The following is a 16,961-nucleotide window of genomic DNA, read 5'->3' as shown; positions in this document are numbered from 1 at the left end:
TAACGGGTTTCCTCGACGGGTTTCCTCGTTCCTCGTTGCCAAGCTCCCGCTTGGCAACGCTTCTGGAAGTGCACGACAGTCCGAAACTATTTTTCTGGTCGGCAGAAAGTAAAATCGCAAGAAGCGTTGCAAGCAGGAGCTTAGTAACGAGGAATCAAATGAGGGAACGCTTGGACCGAGCCTATCGGAGCCCTTGCGGCCTCCTTTGGGCTGGTGGAATGGCTGGGTCTGCCTCCCGCAGGAAAAGCCACGATTGCCTCACATTGAACACGCACGAATCCATCACGGCGTTGCCTGCCAGGGCAAAAGAATGCAAGCGATTGTCCGATTTGGGCCGACCTTTTGCCCGGTCAGGCAAAACTTTGTGATGGTCATTCCCAGGAGAGCATTCGAAACGATCGTACCCCTGGCGCCAGCACACTGCACCACGTTATGGTGGCCAGGGGGGTTATGGTGGCCAGGGGGGTTATGGTGGCCAGAGGGGTTATGGTGGCCAGAGGGGCGGAGACCGTGCGTACAACTCCCCTGAGTGTGGAGTTTTTAATCTGGGCAACTTCAAAAGCTCTCGCTTGGGAAAGCCTCTCGCAGATCGCGGAAGGTCCTCGTCCGAACGCCTCTCGGCTCGACTGAGTTTTCACACTCTCGCGCTGCACGTCGGCGTGGGCGCAGCATGCGGAGCCAGCTTTGCCAATCGAGTCTTCCAAAGGTTTGGAACATTGGTCCTGACACGATCGATTAGGATCGTATGATCATCGGACAACGTGTGCGGGCAACCGCGCGAAGAGTGAACCACGTGGTTCACCATCGGCGAGTTCGAAACCGAACCTGCGACTGACGGGGCATCCGAATGACAGTCTTCAATCGCGACGATTCCGACGTGACACCGACCGAGATCCGTGTTGGGGAATTGCGCTCGTCTATTCCGCGGTTGGATCTCAGGTGCAACCCCCGAACTTCAAAGAGCGACCCCTCTGGGATGTTGCTCATGACGCTCAAGATGTTCAACGCATTGAATTGTGACGAGCATACGCAAGTCCTTGTCAAATAAGGCAATCGACAACAAAGTGCTCATGATGATCAAAGCGATCAAACATTTCGCCCCGGCCGCTCTTTGACAATTTGGCAACTTTGACAAAAAAACACATACTGTGGTCCGTGGCGCGGTTTTTGACGCGGCGCGCCATTGGGCCTGAAGGCCCGGCGCGCCCTGTCCTGCAGCCACGCAACGTGCCAAAGTATTAGGGCAGTAAGGTATTTGGGCCGTAAGTCAGGACGCCGTAAGTCAGGACGCCGTAAGTCAGGACAGAGTGGCTGCGCCGCTGGTCAGCGTATTGAAACGAATTGGAACATTGTGTTCCGCCAGATATCGCTTCGTGGCGCCGATCGGATGTGTTCCATAGTGGAAGATACTGGCTGCCAGGGCCGCGCTGGCACGACCCTCGGTCAGGATGGTCTTCAGGTGTTCGGGGTGTCCTGCACCACCACTGGCGACAACAGGGATTTGCACGGCATCCGCGACGGCGCGCGTCATTGCAAGGTCATATCCGTCCTGAGTGCCGTCGGCATCCATGGACGTCAGTACGATTTCACCTGCGCCCAGGCGTTCTACCTCTTTTGCCCATGCGACGGCTTCTAATCCGGTCGGAATGCGCCCGCCATTCACGTGCACTTCCCAGATTTCGTGGCCATCACGCTGAACACGCTTCGGATCGATATTGACGACGATGCACTGGCTGCCGAACTTCAGCGCCGCCGCTCGGACGAATTCCGGGTCCTTCACGGCTGCCGAATTAATCGAGACTTTATCGCAGCCCGCATTCAGCAGCATGCGAATATCTTCAAGCGTTCGAATGCCTCCCCCGACTGTCAGTGGCATGAAGCAAACTTCGGACGTCCGGCGTACGACGTCCAGAATGATTCCCCGCTGTTCGTGGCTGGCGGTAATGTCGAGAAAGACCAGTTCGTCGGCACCCTCTTCTTCGTAGCGTGCCGCGATCTGGACGGGATCACCCGCGTCGCGCAGATTCAGAAAGTTGACGCCTTTGACGACTCGACCGGCGTGAACGTCGAGACACGGAATGATACGTTTGGCAAGCATGTCGATCGCAGCGTGAGAAGGAAACGAAGAAGCGCGTAATGCTGGGCCAATCTACGGCACGGCATTCGCGCACGTCAAATCTGTCTGGTGAAATGACACACGCTGGTCACGTCGCGTTCACGATTTCCGTTCATCGCCGATTACTCGACCGCCTTCTTCTTCGTGGCCTTTTTGGCAGCCTTTTTCTTGACCGCTTTCTTTTCCTTGGGTTCTGCTGCGACTTTGGTGCTGGCCGCCTTGGTCGCGCGTCCTCGTGATTTCTTCGGCGCTGGACCGCGTGCGGCACGCTCGGCGAGCAGCGGCAATGCCTCTTCCAGCGTAAACGCCTGCGGGTCGGTTCCCTTAGGAAGCGTGGCGTTGACCTTGCCGTGTTTGACATACGCGCCGTAACGGCCGTCGAAGATCTGAACCGGTTCTTTGTCTTCGGGGTGAGGTCCCAGTTCCTTGATCGGAACCACGACCGCTTTGACCTTGGCCTGGGCGAGCAATTCGATCGCTCGTTCCATGGTAATCGTCAGCACATCGTCGGTCTTCTCGAGCGACTTGAACGTTTTCTCGTGCTTGACATAGGGGCCGTACATTCCGATGCCGGCATTGACGACATGGTCGGTGGTGGGATGTTTTCCTAACTGACGTGGCAACGCGAGATAGGATAATGCATCGTCGAGCGTAATCGTGTTCGGGTCGCGGGTTTTCGGCAGCGAAACACGCTTGGGTTTTGTGCCGTCTTCGCCTTTTTCACCGAGTTGCAAATAGGGACCAAATGGGCCCACCAGCAAGAAGATCGGCAATCCCGTTTCCGGGTGCTCACCCAGCGATTGCGGTCCACGCTGCTTGAGTTCAATGAGGTTATCAACCATCGCATTCGTGATGTCGGCTGGTGCCAGGCTGTCTGGAATGCTGGCCGTAATTGTTTCGCCGTTTTTCTCGGACTCCAGGTACGGGCCAAACTTGCCGACGCGGATTTTCGAGTTCAATCCGTCGAACTGCAGTGTGCATGCCGAGCGTGGGTCGATGGCTTCCTCGTTCGCTTTGACCTGAGCGTCCAGCCCTTCGGACCCGTTGTAGAACTGCTGCAGATACGGCAGCCGATCACCTTGGCCGTTGGCGATATCGTCCAGATCCTGCTCCATCTTCGCCGTGAAACCCAGATCGACCAGCTTGGGGAAATAGGTTTCCAGCAATTGATTGACGGCGAAGGCGGTAAAGGTCGGGACCAGCTGTGAACCGGCCTTCATGACATACTCGCGATCGATGATCGTATCAATGATCGTCGCGTACGTACTGGGGCGGCCAATTCCGTCGGCTTCGAGCGCTTTGACCAGCGTCGCTTCCGTATACCGAGCGGGAGGCTTTGTTTCGTGTCCGATGGGGTCGAGGGCCTGTAGCGCCAGGCGATCCTGTTCATTCAGGGGCGGAAGCGCGGCTTCCTGGTCATCCAGCGCGGCTTCGGGGTCGTCGACACCTTCGACGTAGGCGCGGAAGAAACCGGGGAATTCAACGTGACGACCGGTTGCTTTGAACTCGGCATCGTCAACGGTGACGGTCACGGTCTGGAACCGAAGCTGTGCTTCGGCCATCTGTGTGGCCACCGTCCGTTTCCAGATCATGCCGTAAAGCGCCGCCTCGCGGCCGGACAATCCTTGTTCTTCGGCGGTTTTCATTTCTGTACCGGCCGGACGAATCGCCTCGTGTGCCTCTTGAGCATTCTTCGTTTTCGTCGAATACTGACGCGGTTCCGGGCTGAGATAGTCTTTTCCATATCGGTCGAGAACCGACTTTCGTGCCGCGTTCAGCGCTTCCTGCGACAGATTCACACTGTCGGTACGCATATAAGTAATGTAACCGTCTTCGTACAGGCTTTGCGCGATCCGCATGGTGTCGCGCGCCGTCAAACCCAGCTTGCGGTTGGCTTCTTGCTGCAGCGTACTCGTTGTGAATGGTGCGTACGGCTTTCGCGTCTGCATGCGGGTTTCGACAGACGTTACATTCCACGACTGCGATTGCAGTTGCGTCTGCAGTCGTTTTGCAGCGTCTTCGTCCAGCAGGACGACGTTCGCTTCATGTTTCAGCTTGCCGGTGTTCTCGTCAAAATCCTTGCCTGTCGCGACGCGTTGACCTTTGACCGTCGCGAGTGTTGCTTCGAATTCGGCCCCGGTCGACGTGGCGAGTTTCGACTTCAAATCCCAGTAGCTACCGGAACGGAATGCCAACCGTTCGAGTTCGCGTCGAACCAAAACTCGCACGGCAACGGATTGAACCCGCCCTGCAGACAGCTTGGGGCGGACTTTCTTCCACAAGAGCGGGCTCAGTCGGTATCCGTACAAGCGGTCGATAATTCGACGCGCTTCTTGTGCCGCGACCAGGTTCATATCCAGTTCGCGTGTGTGCTGAACGGCTTCCTGGATCGCTTCTTTCGTGATTTCCGAGAAAACCATCCGCTTGACCGGTACTTTGGGGGCCAAAAGCTCGGCCAGATGCCAGCCGATGCTTTCTCCTTCGCGGTCTTCGTCGGTTGCGAGTAGAAGCTCGCCGGCTCCCTTTAATGCATCACGAAGTTCTTTGACGAGTTTCTTTTTTCGCTCGCTGACAATGTAAAGCGGTTCAAATTCGTTATCGACGTCGACTCCGTACTTGGCGAGATTGGACTTTGTCTTTTTGATCTCTTCGGGAATGTCTTTGGCGCTTTCGGGAAGATCCCGCACATGGCCCATGCTGGCCATGACGGTGTAATTGCTGCCGAGGTACCCGCCAATCTTCTTGGCCTTGGCGGGGGATTCGACGATCACCAGACGTTTCATCGACTTTTCTGTCACCGGAAAACTTTCCGTTTGCAAACATATTGGTCGCGAGCACACACGAATGCGCAGGGGTGTCGATGCTTCGCACGACTGTTTCGGGCGAAACCTGCACGACGCAACTGCCGATGGCGGCAAGAACTGGGTGCAAGCGTGAGTTTGACATTCCCTTGTGTGCTGTGCTTGTCTGGCTACAATGCCGACGACTGCACGGGTGATTCCAATAAGGAATCGTGACAGGGTCTGTCAAGCCACGGGCTTGGCAGCGTCGACGTCCGTGGAGTGGACGATGACGCTATTCGGGTAAAGGACGCCGTTGATGAGCACCAGATTCTTCGCATCAGTCCGCCGCAACCAGAGACAGTGGATGGTCGTTGTTACGATCTTGTCCATGATCTCGTTTTTGTTCCTCGACAACATAGGGGGCGGACGCGGTCCGATGTCCGCAATCAGCGGCGCGCTGATCATCGGAAGTCTGTGTGCGGCAGGGTTGACGATCGTCGGCTATCCACGCGGTCAAACGCTGGAATATGGTGTCGGCGGTTTTGTCGTCGGAGCCATTGCCGGTTTTATTGGTTTCAGTCGATTGGGTGATAATAAGCCGCTGGTTCAGACGGTTTATGGAAACTATTCGCAAAAAGATCTGCTGCAGCTTGGTCGTCAACGAAGCAAGCTCAATCAATTTATGGGGGCCGTACAACGCAAGGTTCTTGCGCCCGTGGGGCAATTCGGCAATGTGGACGAACCTTCGATGCTGATGCATCAAATGTTGCTGTCCGACGCTCGGAAAATGGGAATTCGAATCTCTGATTCGGCCGTGCAGGATTATCTGAAGCAGGTATTGCAGGGACGCCTGAGTCGCGCCGATTTCAATGCCTGTTTGAAGGATGCTCAGGTAGGCGAAGGCGAGCTGTACGAGCTGTTGAAAGCCGAACTGGCCGCGAATCTGGTTGTGGAACTGACGCAACCGCCTGCTCACGCGCCACAGATTCCTCAAGGTTTCGAGCGGTTCATCAATCCGCAAGAGTCACTTCGGTACATTGTCGAGACCCCCTTTCAGCTCTGGGACATCTATCAAAAGCTGACGTTGAAAGAGTCATTGCAAGCGGTTCCGCTTCCTGTGAAGGATTTCGTCGGTAAGGTTGCCGAACCGACTGAGACCGAGTTGCTCGCCTTCTTCGAGAAGTTCAGCAAGCAACGTTGGGTGAGCGAGGCGCAGCCAGGTTTTGTGCAGATGCCGCGCGTGCAGTTGGCGTATCTGACAGGTGATTTCGAGAAATTCGAAAAAGGTGCTGATCCTACCGACGAAGATGTTTTGGAATACTATCAAAAGTTCAAGGACAGGTATCGGATTGCACCTGATAAGGCCAAGTCGCAAAGTGAACTTCCAGGTACTGACGTGGAAGCATCGAAGTCCGATGCGGACGTAAAGCCAGAGGCCGACAAGGCACCTGATCCGGCCACGACGTCAGAAGCTGCTCCGAAGTCGGAAGTCGCTCCTCCTGCGGACGAGAAAAAGTCAGAAGAGAAAAAATCTGCTGAAGGCGGCGACGCGAAGCCAGAAGTCAAAGAATCCAGCGAGCAGCCCAAGGTTGATCCACCCAAGGAACAGCCGAAGCCGGAAGCTGATCCGAAGTCGAGCTGTGGTGAAGAGCCGGCGAAGCCAGAGGCCACTGCCACGGAAGAAAAGCCAGCGGCCGATGCCAAGCCCGCCGACCCGAAGCCTGAGACGCCGGAAGTTAAGGCGGAGCCGGCTGCGGAGTCAAAGCCGGAAGCCAGTGCTGCAGAGCCTGCGAATTCCACCTCCGATGATCAGCCAAAATCGGACGAATCACTCGTTCCACCATCACCTGATGCCACGACGGCTTCCGCGCCGCCGAAGTATCGTGAGTTGGATGACGAGTTAAAGCTGGAGATTCGTGAAGCGATCCTCCGTGATCGCGCTTTTGCGAAGATGAGTCAGGAGCTTGATAAAGCTCTCGATTTCATGGTTCGGCTCGGGCTGGACTACGACGCGACCGTCGACGCGACACAGAAAGCGGAGAAGCTCAAGCAGATCTCCGAAAAAATGACCGCGTACGCTCAGGAGCACAAGCTGGAGTACAAAACAACCGGAGAATTAACGTACGAAGAGCTCGTGGCGGAACCGATTGGCAGTTCGTTCGAGGGAAATAAGCAAAATAATGTCGCGAATGACGTCTTTATCGTGGGCCCCAATAACGAGCCGCTGATGCCATTGTATTCCCCACGTCGTGCGGATCAACGATTCGACAATCAGGCGTTCGCGTATTGGAAAGTCGCCGAGTTCCCTGCTCGCCTGTCGGATTTCAAGGATGACGCCGTGCGTGCGCGAGTGCTGTCGGCCTGGAAGTTTGAGCAGGCTCGCGGATTGGCGGAAAAGCGAGCGGAAGAGCTCGTTGCCAAGATTAAGGCTCAGGGAAATGATGTGCCGGCGGCCATCGCAGGGACGTCGGTGACCGGAGAACCAAGCGACCCGGCATTGACGATGATTGCCACCGAAGAATTCACCTGGTTGACCTCGAATCAAAAAGTGCCGAGCGCATCCCAGCGTGGGCCAACGATTTCCTCGATTCCATTGGTCGAGGGGGCCGGTAATGGGTTCATGAAAGTCGTGTTCGATGATTTGGCCGACGGTGACGTTGGTTCCTCATTTGATGACACACGCTCGACGCTTTACATTGTGAAGGTGCTGAACCGCGATGGCGGTAAGAATGATGAAGGTGGCGTGGCCAAGCAGGAGCGTCAACTTCGGTTCATGGGCGAAGAATTTGATTCAAAGCTTTTCCCAATCATCAAAAGTCCATACCAGACATTCTCGCAGGCTTTTCAATCGCAGATTGATCAGTCCTGGCGACGAAATTTCGAGCAGCAACACAACGTCGTTTGGGATGAAGACGCGATTGCCGCTCGTTCGCGACGGTCACGACGTGGGCAGCAAGAGGAATAATTCGTTGTCGGCTTGTTGAAGTGTCGGTCTGTTCACTTTCGCGACGTCAGGCAAGGTTCTGACGTCGCCATTGTGGATCGACCTGCCGTTCGTTGTTCGACAGGCCGTCGTTCGGAATTAATGCATTCGGATGGGTTGCGTCTCTGGACTGTTTTCGCAATCTTCATTCGAATGGAAATGGAACGGTGGTTGCTTCTAATTGCCGTTTGCGGTTCATCCTGCCAAATTGACGGCTTGTTGAACGTCACCACACTTAAAGTGAGATGTGACTGAATGAGTAATTCGACGGGTGCGATGATTGAGGCGATTGGCCTGAGCAAGTTTTATGGCCCATTCGCTGCAACGCAAAATGTCTCGTTTTCGGTGCCTCGCGGTCAGGTCGCGGCATTTCTGGGCCCCAACGGTGCTGGCAAATCAACAACGATGAAGTTGCTGACGGGATTTCTGGCTCCCAGTACCGGGACGGCGAAGATCGGTGGGTTCGACATGTCGACCGATCGATTGAAAGCCGCTGAAATTTTGGGTTACCTGCCGGAGAACGGCCCCCTGTATCTGGAAATGACGCCTTCTTCCATCCTTCGATTCCTGGGTGAAGCCCGGGGAATGTCGGGCGGACGGTTGAGCGAACGTCTTGATTATGTGGCCACCAAGTGCTCGTTGAAGGGCGTTTGGGGAAAGCCAATTTCGAAGCTGTCGAAAGGGTTTCGTCAGCGGGTTGGAATGGCTCAAGCACTGCTGCATGATCCGCAGGTCTTGATTCTCGATGAACCAACCAGCGGACTCGATCCCAATCAGACATATGATGTTCGCGAACTGATTCTCAGTCTTGCCAAGACAAAAACCATCCTGTTGTCAACGCATATCCTCACGGAAGTGAAAGCGGTCTGTAACCGCGTGATTCTGATCAATGACGGTCGAGTCGTGCTGGACGGTCCGGTGGATCAGTTGGAACAGGGCGGCGGTGGGATGGATGCCAAGTTCCGCCAACTGACAGGTGCGGGTCGCTAGCGATCTGACACGTGATTGGCCGCACAGCGCGGATTGACGAGCGGTTTGCATTTAAGTTCTGAGCGTCATTTCGTCCGCGGTGTGTCGGTTCACATTGGAGCATGGATTTCATTCCTGACAAAGGGGATGAAATTCCAATGGTTTGAGATCATTTGAGGTGAGGTCGTTGGACCTCTGTGAAATTTGGTTCGTTTCGAGGTGAGTGACCTCGATTGGTCGGCAGTGCTCGTCGACTCAGAATGACACTCGCGGTAACAGTTTCTCAATTCGACAGGGATCGCCCACCGATGCGCGCGCATGTTGTCCTTGCGGTCTTCAAACGCAATTTCTGGAGCTACTTCTCCGGAGTCATCGGTTACTTATTTATCGTAGCCTTCGTTTTTCTGGGCGCGTTCGCCGCGTTCCAAGAGAAATTCTTTGCGAATAACGTCGCCAGCTTCGAACAGCTCAACGAGTGGTTCCCACAACTCCTACTGTTCATTGTTCCTGCGATCACGATGAGTATCTGGTCGGAAGAGCGGAAGCTGGGGACTGAAGAACTTCTGTTCACACTGCCTGTCTCTGATCTGGAAGTGTTGATCGGCAAGTATCTGGCGGTCGTGTCGGTCTACAGCGTGGCACTCGGTTTTTCGCTGACAAACGTGCTCAGCCTCAGTTGGATTGGTTCGCCTGACCCAGGTCTGATTCTGACGACCTATTTGGGCTACTGGCTGTCGGGATGTGCGCTGCTTGCGGCGGGGATGGTTGCGTCGCAACTGACGAGCAACAGCACAGTGGCGTTCGTACTGGGATCAGCGATTTGTGCGATTCCCGTTTTTGCCGGACGCCTGTCATTCATTCTGTCCTGGCTTGCTCCCGATTCGAAATTTGATGCGCTGCGAACGGCGTTCGAAGGCCTAAGCCTGTCGTCCCAGTTCAAGCCGTTTGGGATGGGACTGATTCCGTCGCAGGGGTTGTTTTACTTCCTGGCGCTGACGGGACTGATGCTGTACATCAACTATGTATTGATTGGCTATCGCCACTGGAGTGGTGGTGTCAAAGGGACGAACATGGGCGTGCAATACGCCATCCGTGCCGTATCGTTGTTGTTGATTCTGATTGGTGCCGGGACGGTGTTTGCCCGGGGCGGTTTTCGTTCCGATTTGACGTCGGAGCAATTGTTCTCGTTCAGCCGAACCACGCGCGAAGTTTTGAAGGATTTGAAGAGCGAACGCCAAGTGACGATTCAGGCGTTTGTCAGCCGGAATCCACCCCGCGACTATGTGTCGGTGAAGAGTACTCTACTGGGACTGTTGGGGCAGTATGCTCAATCCTCTTCGAATGTCAGCATTCGAATCGTCGAAGTCGATCCATCAAGCGAGCAAGCCGACGAAGCGAAGCAGTTCGGCATCGAAACACGCGATGTTCAGTTTGAACTCGAAGGCAGCATGCGCGTTGAGAAGGTCGTGATGGGCGCTGTCGTCAACAGCGGTTCGAACGAAGTCGTGATTCCCCATTTCGGCCAAGGAACGCCGATCGAATACGAATTGACTCGGTCGATCCTCACCGTCGCCAATGAGAAACGCAAAACGATCGGTGTGCTGGAGACAGACGCCAAGATCAATGGTGGTTTCGATATGTCATCCTTCCGATCGCAGCCCGAATGGCGCATCGTCGCAGAACTGAAGAAATCCTATAACGTCGAAACGGTCTCTCCCGCTCAGCCGATTGATGAATCGAAGTACGATGCCTTGATTGCCGTACTTCCGTCCTCACTGGGGATGAACGAGTTCACCCATTTCCTTGACTATGTGAAAAAAGGAAAGCCGACGCTGATCCTGGACGATCCGTTCCCCGCGACGAACCCTTCGTTGGCTCCACGCCAGCCGAAGCCCCGTGCGGGCGGCAATCCGATGATGGGAATGGGGCAACAGGGTGAGCCGAAGGCATTTGGGGGTAAGACCACGCCGCTGGTGGATCTGCTGGGAATCGAATGGAACTTTGACGAGATCGTCTGGGACGATACGTCGCTTTACCTGCATCCTGAATATGAGAAGCTCCTTCGCGAAGAAATCATCTCGGTCAGCCCACGCAGCGAGAATCCCAAAGCGTTCAATCGGGAGAGTCCGATCACCCGCAGCTTGCAAGAAGTCATGCTGTTCTTCTCGGGTTCCATCAAGGAACGCGAACTGAAGAAGGGCGACGAGAAGACGCTGGAATTCCTGCCGCTGCTTCAAACGGGACGACGATCTGGTCTGCTCATGTGGGATGATCTGGTCAAGAACAGCATGTTCGGGCTTCAGATCGATCCTAATCCGGTTCATGTGATGGATGACTATGCTCACATCCTGGCCGCACAGATCACCTCGGTGAAAGACGCGAAGGGTGACAAAGTCAATGTGATCTATGTTGCAGATACCGACCTTGTTTCTGACTTCTTCTTCCAGCTGCGCGAAACCAAGCAGTTCAAGCTCGATCTCGACAACGTCACGTTCATCCTGAATGCGGTCGATTCGCTGTCGGGTGATTCGGCGATGATCGATCTTCGCAATCGCCGTCCAAAACATCGCACGTTGACCTCGGTGGAACGTCAGACCGGTCAATACGTTGAAGAGGCAAACAAAGAACGCCAGAAAGCGGCCGAAGATGCCAAGCTGGCCTTGAAGGATGCCAAGAAGCGATTGGCCGACAAAGTTGAGAAGATTAAGAAAGATGAATCGCTCGACGAAGACAGCAAGATGCAACAGCTGTTGATTGCTCAACAAGAGGAATCGCGCCGGTTGGAAGTGGACGAAGCCACGATCAACCTGAAGAAAGAACAGCAGATTGATACCAGCAAGACGAAGATGGACCGTCTGACACGGCAGGTCAAAGATCGCTATTACACCATGGCTCTGCTCGCGTCACCCATCCCCGCCATTCTGCTCGGACTGCTCGTCTGGATGATGCGATTGAACAACGAACAAAAAGACATTGCGCCGAACCGTCGTGTTGCGAAGAAGACGTGACACCGATTGCCGGTAAGTTGTTACCAGCAGTTTGACGAGTCATTGGCCATTTTTACCTCCGTTTTTTCCGCGAGAGCTTCGTTATGAACGAATCCATGCGAACGTCGATCTATGTCGGTGTTGCCGCTTTGTCGCTAATCGTGGCATGGTTTGCAGGGCCCGCAGTTCCCAAGGCACCGGCCGACTTCAGCCTGGTGGGCAAAGAGTTCTTCAAGGACGACTTCCAGGATGCGAGCGCCGCAAAGTCACTGCAGGTTGTCAGCTACAATCCCGAAACCGCGGCTGTCCGCGTGTTTGGTGTTGAGCAAGGCAGCGACGGCGTCTGGCGTGTGCCGTCACGCAACAACTATCCCGTCGACGGTAAGGAACGCCTCGGCAAGATGGCGACGTCCGTGATCGGCATCAAGCGCGAAGCGCTGGCTGGAAAACGCGAGAGCCAGTTTGTCGAATTCGGTGTGCTCGATCCTTTGGGCGAAAACGTGACCGATTTCAAAGGGGTTGGAAACCGGATCACTTTGAAGGATGGCAAAGACGGCAAAGTTCTGGCCGATTTGATTATCGGTAAAGAAGTTAAAGGGCGAAATGGATACTTCTACGTTCGCAATCCGAAGGAAAAGCAGACCTATATCGCCAAGGTCAGCATTGATGTGTCGACGAAGTTTGCAGACTGGATCGAGCCTGATCTGCTGAAGCTGGATCAATCGAAGCTTCGAACGATCGTCATCAACAAACACAGTATCGAGTTGACGCCCGAGGGCGGGCGGATGACCGGCAAAGAAGCCAATACCTTGACGCGCGCCAGTGCGACGGACAAGTGGGAATTGGAAGGCATCGATGCCGCAAAAGAAGAAGTCAACGAAGACGAAGTGAAGAAGCTCGTCCAGTCTCTTGACGATCTGAAGATCGTGGGCGTTCGTCCGAAAGGGGAACGGCTGAAGAAGCGATTGCAGGACGACAAGGCGATTGTTCCCGATGATCGTACCCGAATCGAAATGCAGGATATGGGCTTTTTCTTCGTGCCGATGCAGGATAGCCGCAGACTGACGATGATCTCGCAGGAAGGGGATCTGTTCGCATCCACTGAGCAGGGAGTGGTCTATGAACTCCACTTTGGTTCGGTGTTCTCCGGAACCGAGGAAGAAGTCGAAGCGGGCTTCATCAAGAAAGACGATGCAAAGCCGGAAGGCGAAAAGAAGGATGACGCGGCCGAGGCGAAAGACGAAAAGCCCGGGGTCAAGAAGATCAAGAGCCGCTACCTGTTCGCTCAGGCTCAATTCGATCCGTCATTGCTCGGCGTGAAGCCCGAAACGCCTGTAAAGCCGGAACCACCAGCCGAAGACGCCAAGCCCGAAGAGCCCAAAGCCGATGCTGCGGCCGACGCCGCAGCCACCGAGAACGATGCCAACAAGGCTGATCCCAAGAAAGTCTATGAGGCCGCGTTGGCGACCTATGAAGCCGACGTCAAGAAGTACGAAGGCGATAAACATGCCTACGAAGAGAAGGTCAAGGCAGGCGAGAAACTGGTCAAAGACTTGAACCGTCGATTTGCCGACTGGTACTACGTGATCTCGGGCGATAGCTTCGAGAGCTTGCGACAAGGTCGCAAGACGCTCGTCAAAGAGCTGTCTGCCGAGACGACACCAACTGAACCAGCACCACAGCAGAACTGAGTCTGTTTCACGCGTCGATTTGGCCTTGGTAGCGAATTCAGCGCTCCAAGGACAGGAAACACGAGTTTCACGGAACAGACCAAACAGAACCGGCAGCATTCTTCTGTCGGGTTGAATCTACAGCAGTGGCAGACAATCTTGTCTGCCACTGCCTTTTTATTGAGTGACTATCAGCGTGCTCAGAAGGCTGTCAGGCGCTCGCCCGTAATTCGTTGGGCGGATCGGATTGATTGAGCTGCTCAAGCAATTGTTCGATTTGCTGGGCCACTCGGTTCTGCGATTCTTCGAGCAGCGCCGTTGATTCGAGGATTTGTCGTTCGTGATCGTCTAGTTCTTGGGTTCGATCGTTGATTGTTCGACTGAGCGACTGCAACTGCTCAAGCAATCCGTCGAAGTCAGATTCGTCGAACGAATTTGCGTTGGCCTGTCCCTGCGGAACAGAGATTTCGGGTTCACGATTTGCGTTGTCGATGGCTCGAAAGAGTGCTTCCCAGCCTGCGCGACGTCCTTCGACAAATTCCTCGACCATCGCCTGTTCGGAAAGAATTCGATCGCACAACTCTTCGGCCGTCAGCAGATCGAGATCCTCGTCTTGATTCGCCTGTTCGAAGGCCGACAGGGTATTGGGCTGCACAAGAATCGTGAACTCGGTTGAGCCAATTTTCAGGCGGTCATCGTGTCGCAGAGCCATTCTCCGGTAAGAGCGTCCATTAAGCTCGACAGTCGTCGTCGCGTTCGCGGATTCAATCCAGATCGCACCACTCTGCATGTGAATGATGCTATGCAGGGCGGGAATCGCGGCGTCGTTGAGCGACAGATCACATTGGCGGCTTGTGCCGATTGTGAATCCATCGCGCCCGACAGTGACCGTGTAGCTCGATGACTGCAGTCGCAGACAGTTGGTCTGCGGATGGCGGGAGTGCGCCAAACTCTGTCCTGAATCTTCCGAACGGATTGGTTCAAACATATCTGACCTCGTTCCAACGTCATGTCGGACGGCCCGAAGGGGGCCCTATTCGCGTTTCTTCATCATCGAACGGCGAATCGAACGGTCATGATGGAATCACCTGAATCCTTTGAACGCCACTGATATTTCAGTCGAAGGAAAATCAGGCGTTCAGGAAAGCTCTGACGGTTTTGAGCAAGAATCGCCTGATTTCCCCACTGATTTGCATCATGCTGGGAAGGCTGCGTGAACCTTCGGGGTTGTGAGGACGAAATCTGATTTCTGATTGGGGGTTTTCTAAGCGAGGTGTCGGTGGCAAAAAAAATCACTGCAGACCGCGGCGAAAACGACCAGCGTTACGATTTTGTCACACTGCGATGACTGTGTGAACACCATTTCCGTGGCAAATCTGCAGGTCTGTCGCCGGCATCTATTTCTTGGCAGGGGCTGTGCCAAATTCCTTGCCATGCTTCTTCATCGCTGTTTCGAATGCGGTGCGTGCGGTTTCCCAGGCCCCTTCCATCAATGGAATATGGCAACCGCCCTTTCCCTTGCAATCATTCATGCCAGGGTTTGCTCCACATCCCCCCTGCCCTTTGCAATCGTTATTTCCGCCGCACGAGGCGTTGGCGATGCTGGCGCATGTTCCTTGACCGGCACACGAGTTTTCCTTGTCGCGGCCCTGCCCTTTGCAGGTGTTCAGGCCCCGGCAGACGTGCGGCTCATCGAGAATGATCGCTTCCGCTTCGGGGCTCAGTTCGACGGCCGCCGTGGACGCGGCAGCTGAATTCCCGTCCGTTGCCGCGGGTTTGGTTCCGCCTTGATTCCCACAACCGGCCGATGTGCCGGCAATTGCGCCTCCAAGAGCTGCCATCGCCAATTGATGAAAACGGCGTCGATCCATTTCTGAGGAATTCATGCGCATCCTTTCAGATGAATCACCTTGCGGTGTGTACCGCAAGGTGCTGGAGAAAACGTAATGGGCAATTGGCGAATGTTCAGAGCAAATCGCGAACGTCGCTGACGCAACCCGAAATCGCCGCAGCGGCGACCATCGCGGGACTCATCAGCAGCGTGCGGCCTGTTGGGCTTCCCTGTCGACCTTTGAAATTTCGATTGCTCGATGATGCACAGACTTCTCGACCTTGCAGCTTGTCTGGATTCATTGCCAGGCACATCGAACAACCGGCTTCGCGCCATTGGAAGCCTGCGGCTTCGAAGACTTTGTCCAATCCTTCTGCAATCGCTTGTTCGCGCACCAGTTGTGATCCGGGGACAACCAGTGCTTTGACTCCTTGGGCCACATGACGGCCCTTGGCGATGGCAGCGGCTTCTCGCAGGTCCGAGATTCGCCCGTTGGTGCACGAACCGATAAATGCGACATTGATTTTCACGCCTCGAATCGGCTGCTTTTCATGCAGATCCATATATTCAAAGGCGTCGCGAATTCCCTTTTGATCGTCTGCGGTAAAGGTCGCGAGTGCGGGCAATGTTTCCGAGACTCCAACAGACTGAGCGGGATTAATCCCCCACGTCACGGTTGGCTCGATCTGCGAGCCATCGAATGTGACATGATCGTCAAATTCGGCATCTTTGGCTGAGGCGAGACTCGTCCACCATGCCGCTGCACGTTCAAAATCGGCCCCGGTGGGAGCGAATGGTCGTCCGCGGATATAGTCCACGGTCGTTTGGTCGGGATTGACGTAACCGCAACGGGCACCGCCTTCGATGCTCATATTGCAGACGGTCATTCGCTCTTCCATCGTCATGCGATCGAAGACTTCGCCAGCGTATTCATAGGCGTAACCAACACCGCCCTGCACGCCCAGCTTGCGGATGATGTGGAGAGCTACGTCTTTCGCGAAGACACCCGGGCGAAGCTTGCCCGTCACTTCGATGCGGCGAACCTTGGGCCGGCTTAGTGCCAGTGTTTGTGTGGCCAGCACGTCGGCGACCTGACTGGTGCCGATTCCGAACGCGATCGAACCAAATGCGCCGTGGGTGCTGGTGTGACTGTCGCCGCACGCGATGGTCATGCCTGGCTGAGTCAACCCTTGCTCGGGGCCGACAATGTGTACAACGCCCTGTCGCTTGTCGTCGAGATTGAAGAGCCGGATGCCAAAGTCACGACAGTTTTTCTCGATCGCCGACATCATTTCTTCGGCAAGTCCATCGGCAAACGGCCGAAGCTGGACATCCGTTGGAATGATATGATCGACCGTTGCGAGTGTGCGTTCGGGATACTGAACTTTCAGACCGCGGTCCCGCAGAATCGAAAAGGCCTGCGGGCTCGTCACTTCGTGGATCAGATGCAGTCCGATAAACAGTTGTGTCTGTCCGCCTGCAAGCGAACGAACGGTGTGTAAATCCCAAACTTTGTTGAACAGATTGCGGCGGTCAGTCATGGCGAAACGCTCGATATCCTCAAAAGTAAAAACGGATCGACACGTATTCTAACATCGTTGTCGTGGAGGTGCGAATCTTCC

General features: G+C 54.9%; 10 protein-coding genes. 4 read left to right on the top strand and 6 right to left on the bottom strand.

The genetic code is table 11. The features are described 5' to 3' along the window. Positions 1 to 1,297 precede the first annotated feature (1,297 nt). The 3 genes from hisF to OSO_RS50985 form a co-directional block, all read right to left on the bottom strand. Positions 1,298 to 2,098 (bottom strand): imidazole glycerol phosphate synthase subunit HisF, encoded by an 801-nt coding sequence (hisF, locus tag OSO_RS0126000; protein WP_010585965.1) that lies wholly within the window; start codon positions 2,096 to 2,098, stop codon positions 1,298 to 1,300. Positions 2,099 to 2,238: 140 nt separating this feature from the next. Next, entirely contained in the window at positions 2,239 to 4,899 is a 2,661-nt protein-coding gene (topA, locus tag OSO_RS0125995; RefSeq protein WP_029247485.1) for a type I DNA topoisomerase, read from the bottom strand. A gap of 243 nt (positions 4,900 to 5,142) precedes the next feature. After that, positions 5,143 to 5,289: a hypothetical protein gene (locus OSO_RS50985; RefSeq protein ID WP_157605456.1), complete on the bottom strand. Its 147-nt coding sequence runs from the start codon at positions 5,287 to 5,289 to the stop codon at positions 5,143 to 5,145. On the opposite strand from OSO_RS50985, the gene OSO_RS48575 reads away from it, so the two are divergent. From OSO_RS48575 to OSO_RS0125965, 4 genes are all read left to right on the top strand, one after another. Then, positions 5,288 to 7,864, top strand: coding sequence for a hypothetical protein (locus OSO_RS48575; protein ID WP_010585963.1), 2,577 nt, complete (start codon positions 5,288 to 5,290; stop codon positions 7,862 to 7,864). The genes OSO_RS50985 and OSO_RS48575 overlap by 2 nt on opposite strands. A gap of 273 nt (positions 7,865 to 8,137) precedes the next feature. Continuing rightward, positions 8,138 to 8,872 carry an ABC transporter ATP-binding protein gene (locus tag OSO_RS0125975; protein WP_010585961.1) on the top strand — a complete coding sequence of 245 codons (735 nt, stop codon included), beginning with the start codon at positions 8,138 to 8,140 and terminating at the stop codon, positions 8,870 to 8,872. A 287-nt stretch (positions 8,873 to 9,159) separates the two neighbouring features. Continuing rightward, positions 9,160 to 11,859: a Gldg family protein gene (locus tag OSO_RS0125970; RefSeq protein WP_010585960.1), complete on the top strand. Its 2,700-nt coding sequence runs from the start codon at positions 9,160 to 9,162 to the stop codon at positions 11,857 to 11,859. A gap of 95 nt (positions 11,860 to 11,954) precedes the next feature. Continuing rightward, positions 11,955 to 13,529, top strand: a complete 1,575-nt coding sequence (locus OSO_RS0125965) for a DUF4340 domain-containing protein (protein WP_010585959.1) — start codon at positions 11,955 to 11,957, stop codon at positions 13,527 to 13,529. A 190-nt stretch (positions 13,530 to 13,719) separates the two neighbouring features. On the opposite strand, the gene OSO_RS0125960 is transcribed toward OSO_RS0125965, so the two are convergent. The 3 genes from OSO_RS0125960 to leuC all read right to left on the bottom strand — a co-directional run bounded on the left by OSO_RS0125960 (position 13,720) and on the right by leuC (position 16,880). Beyond that, positions 13,720 to 14,496, bottom strand: a complete 777-nt coding sequence (locus OSO_RS0125960) for an FHA domain-containing protein (RefSeq protein WP_010585958.1) — start codon at positions 14,494 to 14,496, stop codon at positions 13,720 to 13,722. Between the two features lie 409 nt (positions 14,497 to 14,905). After that, a complete protein-coding gene (locus OSO_RS0125950; protein ID WP_010585956.1) occupies positions 14,906 to 15,394 on the bottom strand; it encodes a hypothetical protein in 489 nt (162 codons plus the stop codon). A gap of 79 nt (positions 15,395 to 15,473) precedes the next feature. Beyond that, positions 15,474 to 16,880, bottom strand: a complete 1,407-nt coding sequence (leuC, locus tag OSO_RS0125945; protein ID WP_010585955.1) for a 3-isopropylmalate dehydratase large subunit — start codon at positions 16,878 to 16,880, stop codon at positions 15,474 to 15,476. Between the last annotated feature and the right edge of the window lie 81 nt (positions 16,881 to 16,961).

The organism is Schlesneria paludicola DSM 18645, from assembly GCF_000255655.1.
Classification (GTDB): Bacteria; Planctomycetota; Planctomycetia; order Planctomycetales; family Planctomycetaceae; genus Schlesneria; species Schlesneria paludicola.
This window is presented reverse-complemented; position numbering and strand designations above follow the sequence as displayed.